The organism is Hephaestia sp. MAHUQ-44 (assembly GCF_023806085.1).
In the GTDB taxonomy this organism is placed as follows: domain Bacteria; phylum Pseudomonadota; class Alphaproteobacteria; order Sphingomonadales; family Sphingomonadaceae; genus Sphingomonas.
In genome coordinates, this window is the sequence record NZ_JAMSLX010000014.1 from 1 (window position 1) to 25,907 (window position 25,907).

A 25,907-nucleotide genomic window follows, 5' to 3' on the forward strand; every position below is an offset into this window, starting at 1 on the left:
TCCGCAGAGCGCCGTACCCGCAAAGCCCGTCCCCGAACCCCACCCGACAGCAGACCGCCAAACAGCCCGGCCATCACACCCAGCGACAGCGACCGCATCGGATAATCAACCAACGAATGCAACAGCAAGACTGTCAGCACCCCAAGCACACAAAGCGCCTGAACGCGCGCTCGCCGGTCATCATTCCGACGAAGCGTCGTCCAAATACGATAGAGCGCGAAGACGAGAGCGATCGCCAACGCCAGCACGCCCACAACGCCCGCCTCGAGCGAATACTCGAGATAATCATTATGCGCCCGGTTCGCATAACTCGGGCGAACCACTTCGAGGCGTTCGGACGCATCGAAGACGGGTCGAAACGTCCCTACCCCCGTCCCCGCCGGCCAATGCTGCCCGATCGCATACCAAGTATCCGACCAAATTTCTGGCCGCACATCCTTCAAATCGTCGAAGCGCGCCAAAGTGCGCTCCACCCGCACATTGTCATGCAGGACGACGCCGGCGCCCCCCAACAGTAACAATGCACCGACCGCGAGCACCGCCATCCGGCGGCCGGGCAGGCGCACTCGCCGAACTACCATGACAAGACAGGCGATAAGTGCGATGGGAATCATCGCGAAGCCCGAGCGTGATCCCGTGACGACAATCGCCAACCACAGCACGACGAGCACAGAACCCACTGCAATCCAGCCCTGCCGCGATTCCGCGATCCGCCGGCTGGTTGCCGCCCAGGCAGCGAAAGCCATCGACGCGACGAGCAGCACATCGGCCTGCGCATTGCGTGACGCCTGGAACCCCGTTGCGAAACCGTAATTCGTCATATCGTAGAACCGCAACCAATTGCCGTTGCCGCTCGCCAACTGAACCACTCCAACGACGACCGACAGCAGCCCGAGTGCTGCCACCAGACCCAGCAGCCGTGACCGTTCGCGTAGGGTCAGCCTCGTCGTAAAATAGAGCATCGCCATCGGCGGGAGGAGCGATAGCAGCGACGCAAGCGTACGCGTCGGCGATACCGAAAGCGGCATCCACACCTGTTCGGCGCCCACCAAGGCCAGTGCCTGACGCTCCACCTCGCGCCCCGGAAGCTGGTGCCAGATCGCTGGCGGCAGCGGCACGAGTTGGAGCAACGGGATCGCAACGAACAACGCCGCCAGCATAAACAAAGGCCAATCGGTCAGCGCGTGTGCCTCGGCGCGATCGCGATTACCGGGTCGGACCCAAGCCCACACCCAGACGACAATCGCGCTCAGCGCCGCGATCTGCACGACGAGTTCGGCACGAGGGGCTGGTGTCCCGCCGCCCCCGAACACGATCGCAACGATCAGGAGGAAAGCTGCAATCAGCCAACGGGTGCTGACGGGTGCATGTCCGGTTCGCATTATAGCGGCATTCTCCTGAATTAGGGTTCGCCCTGATAGGAGTGATGTCGCCATGCCGTCCAGTTAAGGCTTCCACGCGAGGGCATGGCGGCGGCCAGACGGCAGCTCACACTCGTCGCCAGCGCCGCGTGAAGCGCAGGCAGATGAGGATGACGGTCGGGAGGAACATGGTGTTGAGGATATCGTGCATCGACGCGTGGAGTGAGTTCTCGCCGCCGATGGGGGTACTCAGATCGAGCGCTTCATTGGCGATTTCCAGCACCAGCACGCTTAACCAGGGCAGCGGATGATCCATCCGCCGACGCCACAACACCGCGCCCGTCAACATGGCGAGAATGCTGACGTGAACGTGCAACGCGTCGGGGCTCAACCCCGTCGCATCGGACAGCCAAAGCTTGGCCTGACCCCACGATCGTGCAATATCGGCAAGATACGGAAAAATCATCGTAAAATATCGACTCCGGGAGCGGTCCCGGCGCTGCCGATCGCAACCCGGAGTTCCGCGCTACCGACTGAACCTGCATACGTCACGACTTTTTTGCCCGGCGAGTGACCTAGTCTCGCTCCACTGCCGTCACCGCCCGGATCGCCGCCAATACCGGCCCTGCCCAAGTGGCGCTACAGATCAGGATGTCGGGCAGCAGCGGATTCTCGCAATTATAGACGAGTGAACTACCATCGAGGCGCGAGGCGTGGAGTCCGGCACCGAGCGCGACCGCGGCAGGCGCGCAATTGTCCCATTCATACTGGCCGCCGGCGTGGAGATAAATATCCGCGCGGCCATCGACCACCGCCATCGCCTTGGCACCCGCCGACCCCATCGGCAGCAGGTCGGCCCCGATCGCCTCCGCCACCTTGATCGCGATCTCGGGTGGGCGCGTGCGGCTGACGACCATGACCGGCCGTTCGCGCGGCGCGCGTGGCGTGGCGATCGCGTCACTCACGAATACAGCATCACAATCGGGGATGGCGACCGCGCCCAGCGCGGGCCGGCCGTCGATCGCCAGCCCGACATGCACCGCCCAATCGCCGCGGCATTCGCTATATTCGCGCGTGCCGTCGAGCGGATCGATCACCCAGACGCGTGCCACCGCACACCGCGAGCGATCGTCCTTGGCCTCTTCGGACAGGACCGCATCGTCGGGACGTTCGGCGGCAAGCCGCGCTAGGATCAGCGCATTGGCCTCGCGATCCCCGCGCTGGCCGAGCGCCTTGCCCTCGTCGGTGCCCTCATCGCGGATGCGGCGCAGCAGATCGCCCGCCTCGACCGCGAGCGATCGCGCCAGTTCGGCGTCGGTCATCGGTCGCCATTCCCCAGCGCGAGCACATAATCGACGATCCGCTCGGCTGCTTCTTCAGAGGTGAGCCTGGTGGTGTCGATATGGATGTCAGGCGCTTCGGGCGGTTCGTACGGGCTGTCGATGCCGGTGAAATTCTTGAGCTCACCGCTGCGTGCCTTCTTGTAGAGCCCCTTCACATCGCGCGCCTCGGCGACGCCCAGCGGCGTATCGACGAAGATTTCGACAAACTCGCCGTCGGGGATCATCGCGCGCGCCATCGCGCGTTCGGCGCGGAATGGCGAGATGAACGCGGTGAGCACGATCAGCCCCGCATCGGTCATCAGCTTGGCGACCTCGCCCACACGCCGGATATTCTCGATTCGGTCGGTGTCGGTGAAACCCAGATCCTTGTTGAGCCCGTGGCGAATGTTGTCGCCATCGAGCAGGAAGCTGTGCTTGCCGAGCGTGTGTAGGCGCTTTTCAACCAGATTGGCGATGGTCGACTTGCCCGAGCCCGACAGGCCGGTGAACCACAGCACGCGCGGCCGCTGGCTCTTCTGCGCGGCGTGCGCTTCGCGGCTGATATCGATCGCCTGCCAATGGACATTCTGAGAGCGCCGGAGCGCGAAGTGGATCAACCCCGCCCCGGCGGTGGCATTGGTCGCCTTGTCGATCAGGATGAACCCACCCAGATCGCGATCATCGCCATAAGATTCGAACACGACGCCGCGATCGGTATAGACCTCCGCGACGCCGATATCGTTCAGTTCGAGCGTCTTTGCGGACAGTTCGGCCATCGTGTTGACGTCGATCGTATATTTGGGCGGCTGCACGGTCGCGCTGACATTCTGCGTGCCGAGCTTGAGCCAATAGGCCCGCCCCGGCTGGAGCGCTTCCTCGGCCATCCAGACGATCGTCGCCTCGAACTGGTCGGCGACCTGCGGCGGTGCGTCGGCCGCGGCGAGCACATCGCCGCGCGAACAATCGATCTCGTCAGCGAGGCAGAGTGTCACCGACTGCCCCGCCACCGCCTCGTCGAGATCGCCATCCAGGGTAACGATCCGCGCGATCCTGGACGTGTGCCCCGAGGGCACGACGCGAACCGCATCGCCCGGCCGCACCGATCCACGCGCGATCAGCCCCGAAAAGCCCCGAAAATCGAGATTGGGCCGATTGACCCATTGCACCGGCATCCGAAACGGCCCGCCGCGCGCGCTATCGCTATCGACCTCGACGTTTTCGAGATGTTCGATCAGCGTCGGGCCGGTATACCAGGGCATCGCCTCGGAGCGTTGCGCGATATTATCGCCGCACAGCCCCGACAAGGGAATCGCGGTGAAATCATTGATCCCGATGCTGCTCGCAAAATCGCGATAATCGGCGACAATCGCGTCGAACACCCCGCGATCGTAGCCGATGAGGTCCATCTTGTTCACCGCCAGCACGATGTGGCGAATGCCCAACAATTGCGCGAGGAAACTGTGCCGCCGGGTCTGCGTCAGCATCCCCTTGCGCGCATCGATCAGGATGACCGCGAGATCGGCGGTCGACGCGCCGGTCACCATGTTACGCGTATATTGCTCGTGACCGGGGGTATCGGCGACGATGAACTTGCGCTTTTCGGTGGCGAAGAAGCGATAGGCGACGTCGATCGTGATCCCCTGCTCGCGCTCAGCGGCGAGGCCATCGACGAGCAACGCGAAATCGATCTCCTGCCCTTGCGTGCCCACACGCTTCGAATCGTCCTCGAGCGCGGCAAGCTGATCCTCGAAGATCATCTTCGAATCGTAGAGCAACCGCCCGATCAGCGTCGACTTGCCGTCGTCCACCGAGCCGCAAGTCAGGAACCGCAGCATCGATTTGGTCTGGTGAAGCGCCAGATAGGCGTCGATATCCTCGGCGATCAGCGCATCGGTTTCATACACGGGTGATGTGGCGGTCATCAGAAATAGCCCTCGCGCTTCTTCTTCTCCATGCTCGCGGCGCTGTCATGGTCGATCGCGCGGCCCTGCCGCTCGGACGTCGTCGTCAACAGCATTTCCTGGATCACCTCGGACAAGGTCGCCGCCTCGCTCTCGACCGCCCCGGTCAGCGGGTAGCAGCCAAGCGTGCGGAAGCGGATCGAGCGCGTCACCGGCTTTTCGCCCGGCGCCAGCCGGAAGCGCTCGTCATCGACCATCAGGATCAGCCCGTCGCGCTCCACCGTCGGGCGCGGTGCCGCGAAATAGAGCGGCACGATCTCGATCTGTTCAAGCTGGATATATTGCCAGATGTCGAGCTCGGTCCAATTCGAGAGCGGGAAGACGCGGATGCTCTCGCCCTTCGCCTTGCGCGCATTGTACAACCGCCAGAGTTCGGGGCGCTGGTGCTTGGGATCCCAGCCGTGGCTGGTCGAGCGGAACGAGAAGATGCGCTCCTTGGCGCGGGCCTTCTCCTCGTCGCGCCGCGCGCCGCCGAAGGCGGCATCGAAGCCGTGGAGCGTCAGCGCCTGCTTGAGCCCCTCGGTCTTCCACATATCGGTGTGGCGGCTGCCGTGATCGAACGGATTGATCCCCTGCGCCTTGGCCTCGGGGTTCTGATAGACGAGCAATTCCATGCCCGCGTCACGCGCGGCGCGATCGCGCAACTCGTACATCGCCTGGAACTTCCACGTCGTATCGACATGAAGCAGTGGAAATGGCGGCGGCGCGGGATAGAAAGCCTTGCGCGCCAGATGCAGCATCACGGCTGAATCCTTGCCGACCGAATAGAGCATCACCGGCCGCTCCGCCTCGGCGGCGACCTCGCGCATGATATGGATGCTTTCGGCCTCAAGCCGTTGAAGATGGGTCAGCGTCGTCTTCATGTCCGGCGCGCCCCGGCCAGTGTTCCGGGTAACGTGCCGGCAAGCCGGTTCGTCGCGTTTTGCATTTGAGCGCCTTTACTCCTGCGGCTGCTGACCGTTGTGAAACTAGCGTGTTATCCACCCGCCGCCACAAGTCAGTTCTTGGCTGCTGCAATGCAAAAAGAAGTTGCGCGACGGAATGGATGAACGCTAAGCCGCTCGTCAGGGGCGGGGCATACAACTCCCGCACAGGGTGGGCATGAACCTCCAGCTTGTCAGCTCAGTCACCACATCTACAGCGTCGCCATCCATCAGTGCGCGCCCTCGACCCAAGCGCCTTCGCGTTCGGTTGTTCACCTATCTGATCCTGCTTGACGTCGCGTGCATCCTGGCCGGCTACGGGCTCGTGCCGTTGCTCAACGACATCCCCTATTCGGACAACCGCCTCCAGCTAGTGATCGCGGCACTGTTACCGGTCTATCTTTTCACCGCGGCCAATGCCGGTGCCTACTCACCCGAACTGATCCAGCACCGCCTCCGCGCGATCAGGCTTGCAGTGCAGGCGATGGCACTTGCGGTAGGATTCCTGCTGCTCGTCGCATTCGCGCTCAAGACGAGCGCGCAATTCTCCCGCTTCGCCTTCTTCGTCGGCGCGGTCGTGAGCGTGGCGCTGCTCGCGGCATCGCGTTATTGGTTCATGAAGCATGCGACGCGGATCATCGGGGGCAATCCGTTCGGCGTCGTGCTGCTGGTCGATGGCGATCGACCGTTGCCGCGCGGCGATTATGCAGCGCAAATATCGACCGAAGGCTATTTCGACCCCGATGGCGATGATCCCGACATGTACGATCGCCTCGCGCAGGTACTCGATGGCGCCAACCGCGTCGTCGTTGCGTGCGATCCCAGCCGTCGGCTAAGCTGGGCCAATGCGCTGCGCGGCGCCAACATCCAGGGCGAGATCGTCGCGCCCGAACTCGATCAACTCGTCCCGCTCGGCATCGGGCGGCAAGGCGGGCGCGCGACGGTCATTGTCTCGACCGGGCCGCTGGGTCTGTTCGACCGTGCAGTCAAGCGCGCGTTCGACGTTGCCGTCGCGGCGGTCGTTCTAATCCTGCTCTCACCGCTGCTGCTGCTCATCGCCATCGCAATCAAGCTCGACAGTCCGGGGCCGCTCTTGTTCAGGCAAGTCCGGATCGGCCGCGCCAACAAAATGTTCGAAATGCTCAAATTCCGCAGCATGCGCGCCGACAATTGTGACGCGCTCGGCGATCAATCGACGCAGCGCGGCGATACGCGGATCACGCGCGTCGGCGCCATTATCCGCAAGACCAGTATCGATGAACTGCCGCAGCTCTTCAACGTCCTCAAGGGCGACATGAGCGTCGTCGGCCCACGCCCCCATGCGCTTGGATCACGCGCGGCGGACAAATTGTTCTGGGAAATCGACAGCCGCTATTGGTCGCGCCACGCGATCAAACCGGGGCTGACCGGCCTGGCGCAGGTTCGCGGCTATCGCGGTGCCACGCACCACGAAGACGACCTCCTCAACCGCCTCCATTCGGATCTCGAATATCTCGACCATTGGTCGATCTGGCGCGACATCAAAATCATCCTGCAAACCTTCCGCGTCCTGTTTCACCGCAACGCTTATTAGGCGCGAAACGAGGTTCGCCGCACCGTGACTCGAACAGGCGACGCCGAACCGCCACCTTGTAGCTTGGCGGTCAGAACGGGAACGCCATGTGGATCGCCGCAATCGCCACCGCGAACGTGATGAAGTTGAGCGGCAAGCCGATCCTCACAAAATCGAGATACCGATACCCCGCCATCTGATAAACGATGACGTTGGTCTGATAACCGAACGGTGTGGCGAACGCCGCGCTCGCCGCCATCATCACCGCCACCAGAAAGGGGCGTGGACTGACGCCGAGGCTCTCGGCGAGCGCCACCGCGACCGGCGTCACCAGCACCGCAACGGTCGCGTTGGAGAGCAACTCGGTCAGCACCATCGTGACGATGTAGAGTACCATCATCGCGACGAGCGGGCTGAGCCCGTCCACGCCGACGATCAGCATCCGCGACGCTTCGGTCGCAAGCCCGCTCTGTTCCATCGCAATGCCGATCACCACCATGCCCGCGATCAGGATCAGGATTTCCGGCCGGAGCCCGCTATACGCCTCGTCGGCGCTGATGACGCGCAGCAGGATCAGCACAACCGCGCCGGCAAAGGCAGTCGCCGCGATCGGGGCGACGTGCAGCGTGGCGAGCACGACCGCCCCGACAAAGGTCGCAAGCGCGATCGCCGCCTTGGCCGGCCGAAACCGGCGTGGTTCGGCGAAGACCTGCACATCGCCCACCTGCGCATTGTTGATATGCGCCTGATCGATCGGGCCGGGGCTCCCCTTTCTGGCGTCCCCCTCATACCGTCCGCCGAGCAACCGCCCGCTGACGAGAAACAGATAGAGCCCGCCCGCCAGCGCGATCGGGAGGCCGACCGGCGTGATCTCGAAGATACCGAAACGCGGCTGCCCGGCGATGCTCGCCATGTCATCGACCAGCAAATTGGTCGACGTGCCGATCAGCGTACAGCATCCGGTGAGGATGGTGATGTACGACAAGGGGATCAGAAAGCGTTTGGGCGACAGGTTGAGCCGGGTGGCGACGTCGCGCACCACCGGCGCGCCCAGCACGACGATCGGCGTCGAATTGAGGAAGCACGACAGCAAGCCGATCATCGTCAGGAGCAGCCAGACGCCGGCCGCCCCCAGACGCACGCACATCCGCACCGCCAGCGCGATCGCCCGATCGAGCAGCCCCGACAGTTCGAGCGCATAGGCGATCACGAACAGCGACGCGAGCGCGATGATCGCCGGGCTGGCGAACGCGCCCTGCACGTCGACGGGCCGCACCACGCCGGTCATCAGCAACACCGCCGCGCCGGTCAGCGCGACAACGTCCGACCGGACCTTGTCCCAAATAAGCGCGGCGATTACGGCTGCCAGGACGAGCAGCGTCAGAATCTGGTCGATCGTCATGCTACCCCTGCCTCGAATGCCGGGGCGCGTCTGTCAACGACGCGATGGCGATAAAATATCGATCCGGTCTGGAGGATGGCGCAGGATTTGCTATCACTTCCCCATGCAGGAACCCAGCGTCAGGACGAGCCGGCTTGCCATTGCGGGCGGCCTCGCCGCGGTGATCGTGGTGGGCGGGGCCGGCTTCGTGCTTGGTCGCGGCACGGCACCAGCCGTTCCCGAACCCGTGACACCGGTGGTGATTGCGCCCCCGGCCCCCGCCCCGACACCAAAACCGGAGCCCCCCGGTTCGCTCGATCGCGGCGCCATCATCTCGCTCGCCGATCGGGCGGCCGACGCCTTCGCATCGGGCGACCCGATCCCCGCAGCGGTGACTGACGCCGCCGACCGGCGTTTCGATCTGCTGCTGCCGTTCGGCTGTGCTGGCCCCAGTGCCGAGGACAGCACGCAATCCATGCGCTGGCGCTATGACGAGGCCAAACAGACGCTGCGTGTGCACGTCGCACCAACGACGTGGCAACCGCAAGCGTGGAACGTTGACCCGGCAACCGGCATCGACGCGATCGAAGGGTTCTGGATTGCCCGTCCCTGGTCTTCAACCGTCGCCTGTCCATCGCAGGCCGGCCAGGCGACCGCACGAGGCATCGAGGCGATCACGCTCCCCGGACAGACTCTCGCCATCGGGCAGTTTTTCACCAGCACCGATCGGCGCAACGACCACAATTTTACCGTCGTCCGACGCATACCCGCCGAATCGTTCGACGCGTCGCGCGGCTTTCGCGTCCGGTTGACCGGGCGTATCGCGCGGCGCTCGGGCGGTGATCCGGTTCGATGTGTGCAACCGGGAGGAATCGAACAGCGACCGATCTGCGTGATCGCGGCGTCGGTGGATGAAGTGCGGATCGAAAATGCCGCGACCGGCGCAATTCTGGCGACCTGGAACCAGCGCTCGCAATCGGGCAGCGATGGTGTCGCGCCACCAGACGCCCCCTCCAGCAAGCCATCCGCGCCATCCCCAAACTAGAGTCGATCCGGTTCTAACAGAACCGGATCGACTCTGGATTATCTTTTGTTTACCGCGGCTTCCGAGTCGTCAGACGATTCCATCTGAATCGAAATCACTCTAGAACAAGGCGTCGCCGGTCCGCACGCGAGCGTATCCGGCTCCCGGACGTGCGGCGACTGCCAGCGGCGGCCGCCGTGTCCCGCAGTCGGCTTATCCAGCCTTTTCTGCTGCCTTCTCGGCGTTGAAGCCGTCGAAATTGTCGAAGACGTCCAGAAAGCCCGGAACCGTGCCGGCCCGGTTCCAGTCACGCTGAAGCTCGCAATAAAGCTGGACCCGACTGATCAGCTTGACACCGGCCTGTTCCATGCGCCGCAAGGCCGCTTCATGCGCTGTGACCGACGTGCCGCCGACCGCATCGACCACGACATAGACCTCATAGCCTTCCTTGATCGCGTCGAGCGCGGGGAAGGTCAGACACGCTTCGGTCCAGAGCGCCGTCATGATCAGCTTCTTACGGCCGGTCGCCTCGACAGCCCTGCGGAATTCGACATCCTCCCAACTGTTGATCGTCGTACGATCATAGGTCGGGAAATCCCCGAGTACGTCCTGCAGTTGCTGGATCGGCGGCTTGTTATTGCCGGTCGCGACATTCACGGTCGAATGGACGATCGGCAGGCCGTAGGTGACCGCAGCCTTCGCGGTGCTGACGATGTTGAACACCATTTCCCCGGCGTTCATCGACCGAATGGAGCTGACCTGGACCGGCTGATAGTCGATGATGATAAAGGCTGCATTCTCCGGCGTGAGCAGTTGGTCGGAGACGGGATCGCGCCGTGGTTCGCTGGACATGGTGACATTCCTTTCTATTCACGCGCTCGTCGTGATACCGCGCGGCATCCTGCGCACGGGGAACGATGCGAGCACCTCTCGCTCCCAAATCAATAAAGAGGAAATGGGGTCAGCCCGCGCTGGCCGGCCCCATCCCTCAAGCGGCGGCGTGGATGAAACGGCCGCTGTTGAAATCCGCAATCGCCTGACGGATTTCGGCCTCACTGTTCATCACGAACGGGCCATGGCCGACGATCGGCTCGTCGATGGGCTCGCCGGTCAGCACCAGCAGCGTCGCGTCGCCATCGGCGTGGACGGCGACACGGCTGCCTTCGCGATCCAGCAACACCATCTCCGCCTCACCCGCGGCCTGAACGCCATTGACCGTAATATGGCCGGTGAGCATCACGAGCATCGCATTATGGCCTTCGGGCAGTTCGAGCGTGACATCGGCATCGCGCGTCAACGCCACGTCCCAGACATTGATCGGCGTGAACGTCCGGGCTGGCCCTTTGACGCCGGCGAACGCGCCGGCGATGATCCGCGCCTTGCCTGCCCCATCGCCAAATTCGACGACCGGGATATCGGCGGAAACGATGCTCTGGTAACCACCCGGCGCCATCTTGTCCCTGGCGGGCAGGTTCACCCACAACTGGATCATGCGGAACGGCCCGCCGGTCTTCGCAAAGGCCGGGGAATGATATTCCTCATGGATGATGCCGCCTGCCGCCGTCATCCACTGGACATCGCCGGGGCCGATGACGCCGCCATTGCCGGTGGAATCATGGTGCTCGACCTCGCCGTCATAGACGATCGTGACGGTTTCGAAGCCGCGATGCGGATGCTGGCCGACGCCGCGCCGTTCGTTCGTCGGCTCGAAATAGTGCGGGCCGGCATAATCTAGCAGCAGGAACGGGCTGATGTGCGCGCCCAGATTGTTGTAGGAAAAAAGCGATCGGACGGGAAAGCCGTCGCCCACCCAATGGCCGCGATTATTGCCGTAGCGGCCGAGAATCTGCTTGATCATGGTCTGCCTCCGATAGGATCGGCGAGCTACCGGCCGATCACTGTTGCCATGAAGCTAATATCGGAACGACGACACCGGAAGATTGCGGCACCCGACGCAGCGTCCTATCAGTGGGACGATGCACGATCTCAACGACCTTTATTATTTCGTCGCCGTCGTCGATCATGGTGGTTTTGCCGCCGCTGGCCGCGCGCTCGGCATCCAGAAGTCCAAGCTCAGTCGTCGCCTCCAGAATCTGGAGGACCGGCTCGGCGTCCGGCTGCTCAACCGCTCGTCGCGCCGGTTCTCGGTGACCGAAATCGGGCGGGCGTTCTACGATCGCTGCCGCGCCATGCTGGTCGAGGCCGAGGCCGCCGAGCAGATCATTGCCCAGGTCAGCGCTGAGCCGCGTGGCGTGGTCCGGATCAGTTGCCCGGTCGCGCTCATCAACTTTCAGTTCGGCGCCCTGATCGCGCGGTTCATGTCGGCCAATCCTGCCGTCGAGGTACATCTCGAAGGGACCAACCGCAGCGTCGACGTCATCGCCGAAGGGGTCGACATCGCCATCCGTGTGCGCTTCCCGCCGCTCGCGCCCACCGATCTCGTCATGCGGCGTCTCGACGAAAGCACGCAGACCCTCGTCGCGAGCCCCGGCCTGGTCGGAACCGCGCTTGCATCACCCGCCGATCTGAGTGCGCTGCCCAGCCTCGACCTCGGACCCGCGCATCGCGACCATGCATGGTGCCTTGAAAATCGCGATGGCGAGGAAGCGTTGATTCCGCATCGCCCCCGCCTGGTCAGCGACGATATGGCGGCGCTGCGCGAGGCGGCGCTTGCCGGTGTCGGCTTGGTCCAACTCCCGACCCTGATGATCCGGGATGACATCCGCACCGGCAGGCTGATGCAAATCCTGCCTGCATGGCGGCCACGCAGTGCCATCGTGCACGCCGTGTTTCCGTCGCGCAGGGGCCTGCTGCCATCGGTACGGGCGCTGCTCGATTACCTCGCGCTCGAATGCGGCGCACAGCGCCGGCAAACCGAGCAATTCATGGATGGATCGGGAACGACCGCCGACGACCCGGTGTGAATTCAGCCTTCGATCGGAGCGGGATGGAACCGCCCTGAACGCCTAATTCGGCAACGCTTTGTCCCCCGTCACCCGGAAGCTGCCGGCAATCCCCGGCGCGCCTGTGCTGGGCTGACCGCCACCGACCCAGAGCTTATATTCTGCGGCCGCAACGCGCATCACGCCCTTGTCGTCGGCAAAGGCCAGATCGCGCGGCGCAAGGGCAAAGCTGATCGTCTTCGCTTCGCCGGGTGCGAGATGGACGCGCTCATAGCCCTTCAGCGAACGGATCGGCGTGCCCGCGCGGCCCGGTGTCGCCAGATAGAGTTGTGCAACCTCGTCGCCTGCCCGCGCGCCGGTGTTGCGCACCGTCACCCGCACCGTCTGCCCCTTGCCCGCGGCTACGCTGGCGGCATCGGGCTTGAGATCCGAATAAACGAAACGCGTGTAGCTGAGCCCGTGGCCGAACGCATATTCGGGCTTGCCATCGAAATAGCGATAGGTGCGGTTCGCCATCGTATAATCGGTGAACGGCGGCAACTGATCGGTCGAGGCGTAGAAGGTGACCGGCAGCCGTCCGCTGGGATTGACGGTACCGCGCAGCACCTCGGCGATCGCCTGTCCGCCACGCTCGCCCGGATACCACGCCGCGAGGACCGCGTTCGCTTTCTCCCCGTGGGCGCCCAGCGCCACCGCCGAACCGCTCTGAAGCACGATCGCCACCGGCTTGCCGGTCGCCTCCAGCGCGTCGAGCAAATCGAGTTGCGCCTTGGGCAGCGCGATGCTGGTGCGATCCCCTCCGTCGAACCCCGGCACCTTGAGCGGCATTTCCTCGCCTTCGAGCCAGGCATTGAGCCCGACGAACGCGACGATGACATCGGCATCCGCCGCCGCCTTGACCGCCTGATCGCGCAGCGCCGCGACCGGCGCCTGCCAGGTGAAGGTCACATCACCCGCGCGCGCCGATTGATGCGCCAGTTCGAGCGTAAAGGCTCGCGGGCGCGTATCGTCGAAATGCACACGCATCGGTTCGCGCTTGGTCTCGCGCTCGTTGCAGGGGGCGGAGAAGACCTGATCGGCGCTGCCCTCGATACGGATCGTGTATGTCTCGCTGCCGCCCGCGTCGCAGCCACGCCGCGTTTCGAGCTGGAACAGATAATCGCCCGCCGCGGGCACCGCGAGCGTCCCCGTCCAGCGCACCGAGAAGGTCTTGCGATCGACGCCGGGCGCGGGATCGATCCCCGCCCAATTGGTGTCGATATCCTTCTCGGCGCGCGTCGCCACCACCGGCCCCGAGAAGTCGGCGCTGTTGTAGAAACGCGCGGTCAGCCCGCCGGGAAAGGCGGTGCGCGGGACGGCGACCGGCAGTTCGGCGACGAAGGGCGCGCCTTGTGCATAGGTGACGCGATCGGCACCGAAAACGGTTTCCATCGCGTCGAGCGGTCGCACCGGCGTCGTCGGCGTACCGTTGTAATTGCCTTCGAGCGCGATCAGCGAGGTGGCGCTTGGCCCGATCACCGCGATTTTCTGACCGGTCTTGTCGAGCGGCAGCAGGCCATCGTTCTTGAGCAGCACGATCGATTCACGCGCCGCGCGCAGCGCGATCTGCTGGTGCGCGTCGGAATGATTCTCGCTGATCGGGATCGCCGTGAACGGCACCTGCGCGGGCGGATCGAACATCCCCAACCGGATGCGCGCGGCGAACACCCGTTCGAGCGCGACATCCATCTGCGCCTCGGTGAGATAGCCCTTCTGGACCGCCTCGGGCAGATCGAGCATCTCGTCCTTGAAGTCGCAGCCGGTATCGGTGCCGGCCTTCACCGCCAGCGCGGCGCCCTCGGCATTGGTCCTGGTGTTGTGATGCCCGGTGGTGATGTCGTCGATCGCCCCGCAATCGGAAGTGACGAAACCGGTGAACCCCCAATCGTTGCGCAGGACATCCTGAAGGAGCCATTTGTTGGCGCACGCCGCGGTGCCGAACACCGCATTGTACGCGCACATCAGCGATTCGGCCTTGCCCTCGATGATCGTGCGACGAAACGCAGGCAGATAGGTTTCCGAAAGATCGCGCTGCGACGGATCGACGTTGAAGCCGTGCCTGAGCGGCTCGGGCCCCGAGTGCACGGCATAATGTTTGGGGGTCGCAACCGCCTTCAGATAGCGCGGATCGTCGCCCTGCAGACCGGTGATGAACTCGGTCGCGAGCGTCCCCGTCAGATAGGGGTCTTCGCCCAACGTCTCCTGGCCGCGGCCCCAGCGCGGATCACGGAAGATGTTGATATTGGGGGACCAGAAGGTCAGCCCATAATAACGATCGTAATTTTTCTCACGCTGCGCCTGATTGTATTTGGCCCGCCCCTCGGTGGCGATCACCTGCCCCTCAAGGTGGAACAGCTCGCGGTCGAAGGTCGCGGCCATGCCGATCGCCTGCGGGAAGATCGTCGCTTCACCCGCACGCGCGACGCCGTGCAGCGCCTCGTTCCAATAATCATAGGGCAGGATGCCGAGCCGCTCGATTCCGGGCGCCTCGTTCTGCATCTGCGCGGCTTTCTCGGTGAGCGTCATCCGACCCACGAGATCGGCAGCCCGCTGATCGACCGGCAAATCGGGATTGAGGTAATCCTGCGCCGCCACCGGCCCCGCCGCCACCATCGCCAGCGCCAGCGCCGATGCACCGACCAGCCGAGCCTTGAGACCCATCATTCCTCTCCCAAACCTTCTTCTTGTCGGGCGAGTGTGGCCTGTTCGGCATCACGCTGTCAATGTAGCGCTACCAGCGCGTCGATATAGTGCAAATCCATGGCCAGCCGAACAAGCTGGTAGCGCTACGAAACGCGATCAGTTGAACAGCTTCCGGATACTCAACCGCACCGTGCGCCCCATCGGGTCGAGATAATCGGGCTGGTAACTGATCGGCGTCATCCCGGCGCCGTCACGGACGCGCTGGCGCTGGTCGAGCAGATTGTCGATCGAGAAACTGATACGCATGCCGCGCGCCCAGCGGTGTTTGCGAACGAAATCGCGCTGCTGGCCCAGATCGGCGAACAGCCGGAGGTTGAAGGTCGCGAGCGCCCCGAAATGAAGCTGCTGCGGCGCGCCCGCGGTGCCGGCATTGACGACGGTCGCACTCTTCCAGTCGCTGTTGAGACGCACCCCGAGCCCATTGTTGGTATAGCCCGCGCGCAGTTCGACCTCGTGGCGCGATTGCCCGCCCGAACTTCCCGACGCATCGCCATCGAGCAGATCGAGGATCGGCAAGCCATCGCGGATGTTGACCCGGCTTTCGAGATGCCAGGTGTGATAGACCGAAAACTGGAGGCGCCCGCCGCCCTGCCCGCGACCACCGCCGCCACCGAAGCGCCCGAAACCACCGCCACCGCCGGGACCACGCCCACCCGGCGTGCGCGCCGCTTCCGGCGGGGCGGTCCGTTCGCCGTCGCCCGCAGGCGGTTGTCGATCACCGCGCGCGGCATCGGGCGCGCGGCCTTCCCCGACGGCACGCCGCGCGCCGCGCACGTCTTCGCCGCGCTGGCGCTGCCTCCCCTCGAACGGGTTGGGCCCGGTGCCGTTGCGATATGCTTCCATCTCGCGCTGGATTTTCGACTTGACCGGCAGCGACAGGTTGAACCCCCAGCGGATGCGCTTGTTCTCGCGCCGTGCGAAATTGATCGGACGCGTATCGACGCTGATCAATTCGCCCGCACCGTCGCGCACGAAACGCTGAGGGAACGCCGCCTCGATCGCCGCGGTCGCCGCGGGAAAGCTCGCGATGTCGTTATCGGTGCGCCGGTTGATATAATCCGCACGCAGGTTGAAATCGGTCTCGCCGAACGGCTTGACGTTGAACCCTGCCTTGAAGCCGTGCCGCTTCTGTGCGCCGAGACCGGGGTTGCCGCCGCTGATCTGGGTAACATCCACCGTTTCGCCGCGCACATAATCGAAGATCCGGCTGTTGGGGGTCGAGATCGTCGGATCGCCGAGCTGGTTGGCGCTCGGTGCCTGCTCGGCCTCGTCGAACGAGACTTGCACGCGCAGCGCATCGAACGGGCGCCAATTGGCACCGTAGCCGATCGTGGTCAGCGTGCCGAAATCCGACAGATGATCGATCGCGACATTGGCGTTGACCGACAGATCGCCGGCAAAGGCCAGTACGTGGTTCCGCCTGCTGGTGATCGGCAGGTCGACATTGAGCCGCCCGTTGACGATATCGCGCGAAATATCGCCGTCGCGGATCACCCCGCTTCGGAATGACCGGCTCGAAAAATCATTGGTTTCCGCGCCCAGCTTGAGCGAGGTCGCGATCTCGCCCGCGGGCAGCTTGGCCAGATTGCCGTTGAGCAACGCATCGGCGGCGCCGGTGGTCGAGGTCGACGCGGCGTAATTGCCAGCGATCGGACCGATCAGCGGCGGCAACAACGGGCCGAACGGATTGATGCCGGGATTGCCCGCCGCCAGCGCCGCCTCCAGCCCCGACGGATCGACACCGAGATCGGTGAACGACCGGCTGTCGACGCGGTCGTATTTGCCCGTCACCGTCCACCGCCAATTGGTGCCGATCGACCCGTTGAGCGTTACCCCGGCGTGGCTGGTGATCGAACGACTGGTCTGTTCGAGCGGCATGCCCTCGACATAGCGGCTGAGCGTCACCTCCTCGTCGAACGGCGAAAACGGATTGTCCGCGGGCAGCGTGATGCTGATCCCCGGCAGCCCCTGGAGCGCGCGGCTGTGATTGTATTCAAGACTGCCGTTGATCGTCGCCTGCACGTCGCCCAGCGTGCGCGCATAGACCGCATTCGCCTGGAACTGCCGCGTCTGGGGCCGCAGCGTGCGATACCGGCCCAGATCGCTGACATTCGCGCGGTTGGCGGTACCGGCGAAATCGCCGAGTGACGGCGCACCGCCCGCCGCCGACGTCGGCACCCCCGCGATCATCACCGGCGCCCCCGCGATCGCCGACAGCGCGGGATCGATCTCCCCCGTCACGCCCCCCGGCCCGGCGGTGATATTGCCGGCGAGATCGAACAGCGCGTCGCGCGTTTCGGGAAGGATGTCGCGCTCGCTTTCGAGCAGCGGCGATTGCCGTTCATATTCGAGATTGAGGCTGAACCGGCCGGTGGGGGTAATGGTGACAAGCCCCAATTCGGCCTCGGGTCTGGACGTGCCGCCCGCGGTCGGCATCCGATTGTTCAATTCGACCGAGGTCGAACGGAAGCGCGGGCGCAGCACGATGTTCACCACGCGCTGATCGGCCGCATAGCCGTATTTCAGGGCCACTTCCTCAGGCAGGATATCGACGCGCAGGATCGCCTCGGTCGGCAAATCCCGCAATTCGCGGAAGTCGGCGATCCGGCGCCCGTTGAGCAAGACCACCGGCCGACCACCGCTCGCGCTCTGCGTCTGGGGCCCGAGTTCGGTCAGCAGGTCCGAGATCGAACTGACCCCATAAGCGCGAATGTCGGCCGGGCCCAATTGCTGATCGGGCGGGATATCACCGATCACCGCCCCCGGAAGACTGCGGCTCGCCTGAACGACGATCGCATCGCCCACATCGATGCCGTCCTCGTCCGTCTCGTCGTCGCTCGCGACCTGCCCGGTGACGTCCGAACCGGACGATGCGACCTCCTGCGCCCACGCCATCGCGGGAAACACACTCAACGCCACACCCGCTGCCAACACCGCCAACCGCATCAAACGCCTCATTTACCGAATCAATTCCGGCTAGACGGATATCGGGCAAATGTCGCAAGAATATCCCAGCCGCGACTCTCGGGGCAAAAAATAGTCGAAAATAGACGGGGGGATGCCGATGCCGGGCAGCGACATGGCCGATATCGGCCGGATCACGACGCGACGGATCATGCTCCGGCTCGTGCCCTTGCTCGGCCTCATCTACATGATCGCCTATATCGATCGGCAAAACGTCGCTTATGCCAAGCTGCAGATGGTCGACGCGCTGGGGATGAGCGAGGCGGCCTATGGGCTTGGCGCGGGGTTGTTCTTTCTCGGCTATTTCCTCTTCGAGGTACCGTCGAACCTGATCCTCGAACGCGTCGGCGCGCGCGCCTGGTTCGCGCGGATCATGGCGACCTGGGGCACCGTGACCATCCTGCTCGGCTTCGTCGAGAGCGCGACCTCCTTCTACGTGCTGCGTTTCCTGCTCGGGGCCGCCGAAGCCGGCTTCTTTCCCGGCGTACTCTACGTGCTGACGCTGTGGTTCCCGCAGGAACACCGCGCTCGCGCGGTCGGCGCATTCATGCTGTCGAGCGCGGTCGCCAACGCGATCGGTGCGGCGATCGGCGGCGCGCTGCTCGACGCCGATGGCACGCTGGGGCTCGCCGGCTGGCAATGGGTGTTCGTCGCGACCGGCATTCCCGCGGTCGTGCTCGCGCCCGTCGTCCTGTTCGTGCTGCCGCGCGGCCCCGAAGAAGCACGCTGGCTGACCGCCGAGCAAAAGGCATGGCTGGCCAAGGCGCTCGCCCCGTCCGATACGGATACCGCCGACGAGGGCAGTGCATGGCGCACGCTCGCCGATCCGCGCGTGCTGCTATTGTGCCTCGTCTATATCGGATTCCCGCTCGCGGCGTACGGGCTGAGCTATTGGCTGCCGACGATCGTCGCCGGGTTCGGGGTGTCGAATACGGCTAACGGGATGCTTAATATCATTCCATGGATGTTGGTGGCGGTCGCACTCTGGGCGGTGCCGCGCCATGCCGCGCGTTATGCCAACCAGACCTGGCACGCCGCCGGCCCCGCACTGATCGGCGCGCTGTTCCTCGTGCTCAGCGTGGTCGTGCCGGGGCCGGTGCTCAAATTCACCATGCTCTCGATCGCGGCGGCGGCGATCTTCTCCGGCCAGCCGGTATTCTGGACCCTGCCGCCGCGTTTCCTGTCGGGCGCGCGCGCCGCGGCCGGGTTCGCCGCGATCAATTCGGTCGGCAATCTCGGCGGGCTGATCGCGCAGACGACGGTGCCTGCGATCCACGATTATACGGGGAGTAACCTCGCACCGATGCTGTTCCTCGCGATCTGCCTCGCTGCCGCCGGTCTGGGCGTGCTCGCGATCGAGCGCCGCCTACCGCGTCCCCAGCGACGCCCCTGAGCCGATCGCCGCTTACGCACGCCATCCGTTCAGCCGCAGCGCCACGCGCAGCACGCGATCCGTCGCGGCCATGAACAGCGTGCGCCCATCTTCGCCGAAGCAGCAATTGGCTATCGCCCGCCCCCCGGAGATCAGCCCCAGCATTTCGCCCTCGGGGGTCATGACCAGCACGCCCCCCGGCGCCGAGCAGAACAGCGTGCCATCGGCGGCGACCTTCATCCCGTCGGTCATCCCCGGCGCATCGTCGGCGAGCATCGGCCGCGCGTCGAGCAGCAAGCGTCGTGTGCCGACATCGCCACGCGCGTCGAGCGGATAGGCATAAACGCCCGCGACCTCCTTGTCCGAGACGGTAACATACAAGGTGCGTTCGTCGGGCGAGAGCGCGATCCCGTTGGGGCGGGTCAGCGTGCCGTCGAGCAGCACCGCCTCCCCTCCCGGAGCCCAGCGATAGACGCCGTTGTGGTCGAGTTCCTTGAGCGATGATGTGTCGCCCTGCGCAAGCCCATAGGGCGGATCGGTAAAATAGATCGTGCCTGCGCGCGCGATCGCGAGATCGTTGGGGCTGTTGAAACGCTTGCCGCGATAGCGATCGACCAATGTCGTCCGCTGCTTGCTCGCCAGATCGACCCGCACCAGCGCACGGCTGCCGCTATCGGCGAGCCTGAGCGCGCCATCGACACCCAGCGCAAGGCCGTTCGCTCCCGGCTCGCGGACCAGCGCGGGATCGGTATCGGCGGCCCCCGACGGGTTCAGGAACGGCGCCACGCCCTTCCCGGCCTGCCAGCGCCGGATGATGTTGGCCGGCGGATCGGTGAACAGCAGCGCGTTCTGATCGGGCAGCCATAAGGGGCCTTCCGCCCATTGGATGCCGGTCGCGATCGTCTCGATCGTCGCGTCGGGAGCAATGACGCGATCGAGCCCCGGCGACAGTCGTCGGACCGCGGTCGGCGGCGGCATCCGCGCCATCCCCACTTTCGCCCCGAGCGCCGCCACCAACGCACCGCTTATGACCGTCCGTCGACCGATCGTCATCGCGCTGCCCTCTCTCCCTAGCATCGTTACGCTGTCAGGTTAGCGGTCACACGGGTCGCGATGCAATGGCCCGATGGAAACCGGTGCAAAGCTGCCGGCGCGTTGGTGTGGCGTCCGGTGCCCAGGACGGCTGTTTCCCCGACAGCACACGCGATCATCGCCATACCACCTGGGGTCAGCGTACTTTGCTCAACAAGAAAGGGCCCCGACCTTGCGGTCGGAGCCCTTCTTTTTCGCTACGGCCGAGGCCGTGCCTGTCCGCTTTTACGCCGACAGACCCAGCGACGTCGCGCTGAAGCCGCCATCGAGCACCAGTTCGCTCATGCCGGTCACGCCAGCGAGCTGGACGATATCGGTGAACGACGCTGCGTTGAAGACGCCGCCAGTCCCCGTATCGGTGATCTCACCGATATAGGTGCTGCCGTGCCATTCGAACGCGAGCACACCGCTGTTATCGCCCGTATCCGAGTTGAGCATCTGCTCGACCATCTGAAGCGCCGCCGTAAAGGTGGTCTGCGCTTCGACGTCCACACCGATCGACGACCCCTGCTGGAGGAAGCCATCGACGACCGAGACAGCGGTGGTGGTAAGCACTGCCGACCCGAAATCGATCGAGTCGTTCGCCGTGCCCTGGAGCCCGGCAGCAGCGTCACTATCGACCTGGAAGCCCGAGATGACGTCGAACGCCCCCGTAGTGGAGTCGCCGTCATTGATCACGACCACATCGATATCCTCATCGGCACCGAGGTTGATCGTATCCTTGCCCAGGCCACCTTCGACATAGTCGGCGCCGGCACCGAGGTTGATCGTGTCGTTGCCTGCGCCACCATAGACGGTGTCAGTGCTATCGCCCGTCGTAATGACGTCGTTGCCGGCACCACCGGAGATGTCGCTTTCGCCGAAAGCGCCGGTGTTGACGTAATGCAGCGCATGACCGGCGGTGAATGCCGATGCGTCAATGGTCACATACTCGATGTCTTCGCTGCCGTTATCGCCAGCGTTCACCGTGAGCACGCCCGACGCGCCGACGTTCAGGTCGCCGAAGGTCAGATCGTAATCATGCCAGCCGGCCAGCGCATCCGCGTCGTAGCCCGACGTCAGTTGGATCGTCTCGACATTGGTCAGATTGCCCACCGAGAAGTCGATTGTCGAGGTCGTCATCAAACTATCATTGGCATAGCCGAGCACCAGCGTATCGTTGCCGGCGCCGCCATTGATCACATCCAGGGCGTCAACATTGTTACCGCCGTAGATGATGTCATCGCCATCACCGGCATTGATCGTCTGCAGGCCAGCGGCGCCATCGTCGTTGAGGTGGATGGTGTCGTTTCCGGCACCAGCGTTGACGATGTTGTCGCCTTCACCGGTGTAGAAAATGTCGGCAAAGGCCGAGCCGGTGAAGGTATCGTTGCCATCGGCACCGATCAGCGTCGTCCCATCGTGCGTGAAGTTGATGAGCGAGATGTTGCCGACCGAGCCGGTGTCGATCTCGATGGTCTCGACGCCTGCATCTTCCGAGTAGCTACCCGCCACCCAGTTGAAGGTGCCATTCGACAGCAGCACGTTGGTGACATCGTGATAGCGGCCGTTGAAGCCGACATCCGCGACATCTGCCGCCGCCGATCCACCACCGTCGATCGCGAGCGTGTTGGTGCCCTCGCCGCCGAAGACCTCATCGCGCTCGCTGTTGAACTGGGTGAGCGTGACCGCAAAGGTGTCGTCACCCGCGCCGCCGTACATGATATCCGCGCCGTCGCCGCCGACGATCCAATCGTCGCCGTCGCCGCCGTAGATGGTGTCATCACCCGCGCCGCCGAAGATCACATCATCGCCAGCGCCACCATTGAGCACATCGGCCCGGGCACCGCCCCACATGATGTCGTTGCCGGCACCAGCCGTGATGTCCACGCTGCCGCCCGTAACCGCGCTGGCATCGATCAACATCGCTTCGTGGCCCACCGTGTCGTCGCCGCCACCCAGAACGCCGTCGCCACCGAAGTTGGTAACCACATCGCCCCGCAGTGCCGACCCATCGACCTTCAGCGTACCGCCGGCGGTGACGTTGGCATCAACGAAAGACAGGAAGTAGCTATTGGCGGTCCCCGGCGTGGCATCGACCGCCTTGCCGGCGAGCAAGTCGATCTGCTCGAAGTTCTTGAAGTTGGCGTTTAAGCCGATGCCAACCACGCCGTTGAGCTCGAGCGTATCGTAGCCGGTACCACCATCCAGCTTGTCGGCGGCATCAACCACGGCGCCGCCGTGAATGATATCGTTGCCCGCACCAAGCTCGATCGTGAGCGTCCCCGTCGCCGTCGAAGCGAGATTGACGACATCGTCGCCAGCATTGGTCTTGATCGTCGCGTTGGCATTGCCCCGGAAGTTGACCGTATCGCCGCCCGAACCGGTGGTGATATTGCCCGCACCGCCGACCGTCAGCCCCTCGGTAAAGGCGCTCGCATCAAGGTCTTCAAGGCCCAGGAGTTCGACCGTACGGATCCCCGACGCCTGAGCATTGGCACCAAGCGTGACCTCGACACCCGCACCGGTCGTGACGCTGGCTTCGAGCACCTCGATCCCGCTCTTGTTGGCGAACAAGGCATCGGTCAGCGCCGTCGCGCTCGTGATCCCGACGGTATCGACGTCGTCAGCGCCGGTGCCGCTGTCGTTGATCGTGTCGCCAGCGACAAACTCACCGTTATTGAACAGATAATAGTCGCTGCCTTCACCGCCATCGAGCGTGTCGTTGCCAGCACCGCCGAGGAGCATGTCATCCCCTGCACCGCCGGTCAGCGTATCGTTGCCGGCGCCGCCGATCAGGATATCGTCTCCGGCGCCGCCGGTGCCTACGAGCGACTGCCCTGCACCGAGCGCGCTGCCATCAAGGACCAGCCTCTCATCATCGGTAACGTCGTCGGCCGTGCCCAGCGTGCCATCGGCACCGACATAGGTCACCAACCCGGCCTGAAGCGCGCTGCCATCAACGATCAGCGAACCGCCAGCCGCCACCGATGCCGCGCTGACATTGATGTTGTAGCTTTGCGCGAAACCATCGACATCGCCCCCAGCGGGATCGGCAACCGCCTGGAACCCCGTTTCGAGCACGATCGCTTCGATACCCGTCATGTTGGTGGTGCTGTAGTTCCGCGTAAGCGCCCCGTCATAACCGTTCATCGCAGCCGTTTCGGCGTCGACACCGAGGATCAGCGTATCGTAACCGGCGCCACCGCTGATGACGTCGGCACTCTTGATCTCATTATCGCCGGATTCGGCAATCGTATCGTCGCCGTCACCCAGATCGAAGGTACGAGCGCCTCCGGTCGAATTGATGACCATGACGTGGTCGTCACCGGCGCCGGTCTTGATGTTACCGTAACCGAAAACCGTCAGATCGGTCGTGAACGCGCCCGCATCGAGGCTGGCGCCCGACGCACCGCCCCACCCAAGCTCGACGATGTTGATCCCCGCGGCTTCGGCATTGGCACCAAGCGTAACCAGCGTCATGCCCCACGCATCCAGCGCCTCGAACCCGGATTTGTTCGCGAACTGCGCGTCGGTCAGATTGCTGCTGCTGTAGACCTCAAGCGTATCGATATCGTCCGCGCCGGTCCCCGTATCGGTAATCGCCTCGGCCGCGACGAATTCGCCATTGTCGAAGTAATAGGTATCGGAGCCCTCGCCGCCGTCCATGACGTCGAGCCCGGCACCGCCGTCGAGATAATCGTCGCCGGCACCACCGTAGAGGTGATCGACACCGCCTCTCCCCTCGAGATAATCGTCGCCGGCACCGCCGACGAGCCAATCGTTGCCGCTGCTGCCACTGATGTAATCGTCGCCGTCGCCGCCATTGGCATAGCCGCTGACAGTCACCGAATCATCGAGGGCCGTGCCGAGCACCACCTGGTCGAACGTCCCGATCACGGTATCGCCATCGTTGACGGTGATCCCCGCAGCGGTGACCAGCGCCAGGCCCTCGTCATCGGCATAAGTGATCGCGCCGACCGGATTGCCAGCCGCGTCGAGCGACTGGATCGCTACGCCCAGATTGCCATCGGCATCCGGCGCCACGCCGTCACCAACCGCGTTACCATCGATGGTAACGCTGATGCCGGTTACCTGGTTGGCGAAGTAGATCGCATCGATCGTTCCATAGCCGTAATAGCCACCGCCGACGGCATTGACGCCGGTGTTGATCACATCGCCGCCGATCGCGAGATCGGTGATGACGACATCCGCCTCCTCATCCGACATCTTGACGTTCAGCGAATTCGTCATCCCGGCCGAGCTGATATCGAGGATGGTCCCATTCGATTCGGACGTATCGACCGAGATGATCCCCGCTGCCGCCGCCTTGGCGCCGAGCGTCACGTTGTCATAATTGGTCTTGATCGCCTCGACGTTCGAGACATTCGTCAGATCGACGTCATCAAGCTTGTTGTCGAAGCCGGCGCCCGCGTTGATCAGGATCAACGTATCGATCCCGTCACCGCCATCAATGATGTCGGCCGACGACAGCAGCTTGCCCGGCAGCGTGGTGTTCTGGACGCCGCTGATGCGATCGTTGCCCGCGCCACCGTCAATCGTGTCGGCGCCCGTCGTCAGGATGAACGACTGCGGCGTGACCGGGGGCTCCGCGCCCAGGCTGTCAAGAATGTTGCCCGTGGCGGTCGCGACCGTCGTGGTGCCATCGGCCGACGTCACCTGGAGCACGACCGTCTCGGTCGACTCGCGAATCGCGTCGTTGCTCACCTTGACGATCACGTACTGGGTCGTCTGACCCGCCGCGAAGGTCACCTGCTGCGCGACAGGCGTATAATCCTGACCCGCGGTTGCGGTGCCGCCGACCGTGGCGACATTGAGCGTGATCTCGCCCTGCCCCGCCGGCCGGTCGAACCGGAACACCAGATCGCCCGCACCCTCGACGACATCGGCCACCGCGGCAACGGTGATATTGAAGATGTCGCCATCGCCGCCACTGCTGCTGCCGCCTTCGACCGGCGCCGGCGTGGTCGTGATCACCTGATCACCGATCACGACCTGGCCGCCATCAAGGCCGACATCGAACGTGCCGTCGGCGAAGACCACCTCGGTGCTGCCGGTGAGGCTCACCGGCAGCCGTACCGACGTGCCCGCCGCATCGGTGAAGACGACCGTCGAGCCGTCGCGCACGACGTTGTAATCGTCAGCATTGCCGCTGAACCGGATGGTGTCACCGCCGAGCTCGAAACCGCTCAGAAGCGTAACCTTGGCGCCCGCAAAAATCGTGAGATCTTCGTGACCGCTGGTCCCGAAGACCGACACGGTACCCGCGGCGACATTGGACTCATTGTCCAGAACGAGAATTGCCATGTA

General features: G+C 64.3%; 15 protein-coding genes and 1 pseudogene. 4 read left to right on the forward strand and 12 right to left on the reverse strand.

Features of this window, described 5'->3' with window-relative positions; genetic code table 11:
- From NFE57_RS13575 to cysD, 5 genes and pseudogenes are all read right to left on the reverse strand, one after another.
- The coding region (locus tag NFE57_RS13575) for an O-antigen ligase family protein (RefSeq protein WP_252136132.1) at window positions 1–1,382 on the reverse strand (1,382 nt) is incomplete at its 3' end.
- Between the two features lie 106 nt (window positions 1,383–1,488).
- Window positions 1,489–1,827, reverse strand: a complete 339-nt coding sequence (locus tag NFE57_RS13580; protein WP_252136133.1) for a hypothetical protein — start codon at window positions 1,825–1,827, stop codon at window positions 1,489–1,491.
- 109 nt (window positions 1,828–1,936) lie between these two features.
- Complete coding sequence (locus NFE57_RS13585; protein ID WP_252136134.1) at window positions 1,937–2,683, reverse strand: 3'(2'),5'-bisphosphate nucleotidase CysQ; 747 nt, start codon at window positions 2,681–2,683, stop codon at window positions 1,937–1,939.
- Window positions 2,680–4,605: a sulfate adenylyltransferase subunit CysN gene (gene cysN, locus NFE57_RS13590; protein WP_252136135.1), complete on the reverse strand. Its 1,926-nt coding sequence runs from the start codon at window positions 4,603–4,605 to the stop codon at window positions 2,680–2,682. The genes NFE57_RS13585 and cysN overlap by 4 nt, the downstream gene beginning before the upstream one ends.
- Window positions 4,605–5,516 (reverse strand): annotated as a pseudogene (gene cysD / locus NFE57_RS13595) (sulfate adenylyltransferase subunit CysD); the annotation flags it as partial. The gene cysN and the pseudogene cysD, both read right to left, overlap by 1 nt.
- 319 nt (window positions 5,517–5,835) lie before the next feature.
- On the opposite strand from cysD, the gene NFE57_RS13600 reads away from it, so the two are divergent.
- Window positions 5,836–7,140 carry an exopolysaccharide biosynthesis polyprenyl glycosylphosphotransferase gene (locus tag NFE57_RS13600; protein WP_252136137.1) on the forward strand — a complete coding sequence of 435 codons (1,305 nt, stop codon included), beginning with the start codon at window positions 5,836–5,838 and terminating at the stop codon, window positions 7,138–7,140.
- A 70-nt stretch (window positions 7,141–7,210) separates the two neighbouring features.
- Here NFE57_RS13600 and NFE57_RS13605 read toward each other — a convergent pair whose 3' ends face one another.
- Complete coding sequence (locus tag NFE57_RS13605) at window positions 7,211–8,521, reverse strand: SLC13 family permease (protein WP_252136138.1); 1,311 nt, start codon at window positions 8,519–8,521, stop codon at window positions 7,211–7,213.
- Between the two features lie 160 nt (window positions 8,522–8,681).
- On the opposite strand from NFE57_RS13605, the gene NFE57_RS13610 reads away from it, so the two are divergent.
- Window positions 8,682–9,545 carry a hypothetical protein gene (locus tag NFE57_RS13610; RefSeq protein ID WP_252136139.1) on the forward strand — a complete coding sequence of 288 codons (864 nt, stop codon included), beginning with the start codon at window positions 8,682–8,684 and terminating at the stop codon, window positions 9,543–9,545.
- 192 nt (window positions 9,546–9,737) lie between these two features.
- On the opposite strand, the gene NFE57_RS13615 is transcribed toward NFE57_RS13610, so the two are convergent.
- Window positions 9,738–10,376 carry a hydrolase gene (locus NFE57_RS13615; protein WP_252136140.1) on the reverse strand — a complete coding sequence of 213 codons (639 nt, stop codon included), beginning with the start codon at window positions 10,374–10,376 and terminating at the stop codon, window positions 9,738–9,740.
- A 136-nt stretch (window positions 10,377–10,512) separates the two neighbouring features.
- Window positions 10,513–11,382 (reverse strand): pirin family protein, encoded by an 870-nt coding sequence (locus NFE57_RS13620; protein ID WP_252136141.1) that lies wholly within the window; start codon window positions 11,380–11,382, stop codon window positions 10,513–10,515.
- 118 nt (window positions 11,383–11,500) lie between these two features.
- Between NFE57_RS13620 and NFE57_RS13625 the strand changes: the two genes are divergently transcribed.
- A complete protein-coding gene (locus NFE57_RS13625) occupies window positions 11,501–12,448 on the forward strand; it encodes a LysR substrate-binding domain-containing protein (protein WP_252136142.1) in 948 nt (315 codons plus the stop codon).
- A 42-nt stretch (window positions 12,449–12,490) separates the two neighbouring features.
- Here NFE57_RS13625 and NFE57_RS13630 read toward each other — a convergent pair whose 3' ends face one another.
- Window positions 12,491–15,127 (reverse strand): glycoside hydrolase family 3 C-terminal domain-containing protein, encoded by a 2,637-nt coding sequence (locus NFE57_RS13630; RefSeq protein ID WP_252136143.1) that lies wholly within the window; start codon window positions 15,125–15,127, stop codon window positions 12,491–12,493.
- A gap of 138 nt (window positions 15,128–15,265) precedes the next feature.
- On the reverse strand, window positions 15,266–18,127 hold the full coding sequence (locus NFE57_RS13635) for a TonB-dependent receptor (protein ID WP_252136144.1): 2,862 nt from the start codon (window positions 18,125–18,127) through the stop codon (window positions 15,266–15,268).
- Window positions 18,128–18,233: 106 nt separating this feature from the next.
- On the opposite strand from NFE57_RS13635, the gene NFE57_RS13640 reads away from it, so the two are divergent.
- Window positions 18,234–19,526, forward strand: coding sequence for an MFS transporter (locus tag NFE57_RS13640; RefSeq protein ID WP_252136145.1), 1,293 nt, complete (start codon window positions 18,234–18,236; stop codon window positions 19,524–19,526).
- Between the two features lie 12 nt (window positions 19,527–19,538).
- Here the strand turns inward: NFE57_RS13640 and NFE57_RS13645 are convergent, their stop codons facing one another.
- Window positions 19,539–20,558, reverse strand: coding sequence for an SMP-30/gluconolactonase/LRE family protein (locus tag NFE57_RS13645; RefSeq protein ID WP_252136146.1), 1,020 nt, complete (start codon window positions 20,556–20,558; stop codon window positions 19,539–19,541).
- Between the two features lie 264 nt (window positions 20,559–20,822).
- The gene (locus tag NFE57_RS13650; protein WP_252136147.1) at window positions 20,823–25,904 is read right to left on the reverse strand and encodes a beta strand repeat-containing protein; all 5,082 of its coding nucleotides are present in this window, start codon (window positions 25,902–25,904) and stop codon (window positions 20,823–20,825) included.
- Window positions 25,905–25,907 lie beyond the last annotated feature (3 nt).